Genomic DNA, 1,838 nt, shown 5'->3' on the forward strand with positions numbered 1-1,838 from the left:
CCACGCCGTCCGCCAGCTCCGGGAACAGCGCCGCGAGCCGCAGCGCGACGAGCCCGCCCAGGCCCACGCCCAGCAGCGCCCGCACGTGCGTGAGCCCCAGGGCCCGCAGCAGCGCGGCCACGCCGCGCGCCATGTCCAGCACGGTGATGGGCGGCATGGCCGCGCCCCACGGCGCCCCCGTGTGCGGATCCGGCGTCACCGGCGACGTGGAGCCGAACGGGCTGCCCAGCAGGTTGGGCACGATGACCGGCGTCACGTCCGGATCCAGCGCCTTGCCCGGGCCGATGAGCTCACGCCCCCAGCCCGAGGGTTGGAACGCACCGTTCACTTCCGTGCTCAAGGCCCGGTGGGAGTGGGCCAGGTCGTGCAGCACCACCACCGCTTTGCCATCAGACGGTTTCCCGAAGGCCTGCCAGGCAATCTGGGGGCTTCCCAGCAGCTCTCCTTCCTCCAGCGGAAGGGGCACGGTGAACAGGTGGATTCCCTCGGCCTGGGGCACGATGATGCGGCTCATATCATTGCCTGCCCGAACGCACAGGAGCCTGTCGCTTGAAGCGCTACTTCGGAATCATCGTTGTCATCGCCCTGGTGATCGTCGCCGCGGTGGCGAGTCACCGCACCGCCTCCGCCCGGGCGCTCGAGGCGGAGCGGGACGCGGACTTCCGCCGCGTCCAGGCCGTCTACCTGGAGCGCGTGGGCTGGATGCGCACCAACCCGGATGAGGCGTCCTACCGGGACGAGCTGAAGTCCTTCTTCAAGGCGTACTTCGACGACGTCGACGCGCACCTGGACCGCTTCAACGGCAACAAGAAGTTCGACAACTACCTGGCGGAGCTGGAGAAGCGCGCGGAGTCGGGCGGGGAGAAGAAGGACAACCGCGCCGCGGACCGCAAGGCCTTCTACGAGTACGCGCGCAAGCAGTTCGACGCCCTGCACGAGGGCCGCTACCGCCCGGTGTGGACCGCCACGGACAAGGGCATGCGCCTGGACGTGGTGTCCAACGACGTGGTGATGGTGATGGGCAAGCCGCAGATCCGCCTGCAACTGGTGCTCTGGGGCGCGCAGCGCGTGGAGAAGGACGAGGGCAAGCTGAAGAAGATGGTCACCAGCGCCGCGTTCGACACGGTGTGGAAGCTCACCGACGCGAAGGGCAAGCTGCTGGGCGAGATGCGCGGCGCGGATCCGTCGATGAAGATCGACTACCCGGAGCGCCTCATCGCGGAGTTCCCCCCGCAGATGGTGCTGGGCCACTACGACCTGGACCTGCTGCCCGCGGACGTGTCGAAGCTGGAGATGACCATCAACGTCGCCTCGCACGCGCCGTCCGGCGGCAACGCCAACGCCACCTACGTGTGGAAGCTGGACGTGCCGTCCGAGTGGAAGCTGGGCGCCAACGAGACGTGGGAAGGCGCCACGCAGGAGGAGCGGCCGGAGGAGGAGATCGACCCGGCCAAGGCCTCCGCGAGGAAGGGCGAGTAGCCCGTCGTATCCGGTGAAGGGCGAGTAGCCCTTCACCTCGTCACTTCACGACGGCGAAGTGCGACCCCAGCCGGTACGCGGACAGCGTGCCGGCGTCGTCCAGGAAGTACAGGTTGAGGCGCACGTCGGCCTGGAGCGCGACGAGCCCCACCCCCGCGCGCACCTCCGCGAGCACCTGTCCGCCGCGGGGATCCACCGCGCGCACCACCTCTCCCGCGATGAGCGTCACGTCGCGGGCGGTGCGCGCCGGCAGTGCGGTGATGAGCGGCTCGCCCGCGGCCCCCACGTGCCAGTCCACCTGTCCGGACAGGGCCACGCGGGCGGCGGCCCGGACGCGCTCGTCACCACCACCGCGCGCG

At 70.1% G+C, this 1,838-nt stretch carries 2 protein-coding genes and 1 pseudogene; 1 reads left to right on the forward strand and 2 read right to left on the reverse strand.

Features of this window, described 5'->3' with window-relative positions:
* The coding region (locus tag ACLEQD_RS42535; RefSeq protein WP_410391675.1) for an alpha/beta fold hydrolase at positions 1 to 499 on the reverse strand (499 nt) is incomplete at its 3' end.
* A 50-nt stretch (positions 500 to 549) separates the two neighbouring features.
* Between ACLEQD_RS42535 and ACLEQD_RS42540 the strand changes: the two genes are divergently transcribed.
* Complete coding sequence (locus ACLEQD_RS42540; RefSeq protein WP_410391674.1) at positions 550 to 1,479, forward strand: hypothetical protein; 930 nt, start codon at positions 550 to 552, stop codon at positions 1,477 to 1,479.
* A 40-nt stretch (positions 1,480 to 1,519) separates the two neighbouring features.
* Here ACLEQD_RS42540 and ACLEQD_RS42545 read toward each other — a convergent pair.
* Positions 1,520 to 1,838: pseudogene (locus ACLEQD_RS42545) on the reverse strand (hypothetical protein); the annotation flags it as partial.

This window comes from Corallococcus sp. 4LFB, from assembly GCF_046520365.1.
Lineage (GTDB): Bacteria > Myxococcota > Myxococcia > Myxococcales > Myxococcaceae > Corallococcus > Corallococcus caeni.